At 45.7% G+C, this 291-nt stretch carries 1 tRNA gene; it reads right to left on the reverse strand.

Annotated features, from left to right (window positions below):
* Positions 1–169 precede the first annotated feature (169 nt).
* Positions 170–246, reverse strand: a tRNA-Ile gene (locus KFE26_RS23820).
* Positions 247–291 lie beyond the last annotated feature (45 nt).

Raw genomic sequence — 291 nt, forward strand, 5'->3', positions numbered from 1 at the left:
GGCAGGCGCTCTCCCAGCTGAGCTATAGCCCCATTTACATGCAGTGCGAGTAAGTAAGATGTTCCAAACCTCTAAAAGGATTGGTTTGCCAAATCGAGTTATCCGCGGCAAATTAACGCGACGTTTATTCACTAAACGAGTGTTAATTTAACAAAGGAGAACGGAGATTTGGTGGGTCAGAGTGGACTTGAACCACCGACCTCACCCTTATCAGGGGTGCGCTCTAACCAGCTGAGCTACAGACCCATCTTTGATAAACCTATTTAACTAGGTCCATCTTTTACTCTTTCT

The organism is Shewanella sp. M16, assembly GCF_018224605.1.
In the GTDB taxonomy this organism is placed as follows: domain Bacteria; phylum Pseudomonadota; class Gammaproteobacteria; order Enterobacterales; family Shewanellaceae; genus Shewanella; species Shewanella oncorhynchi.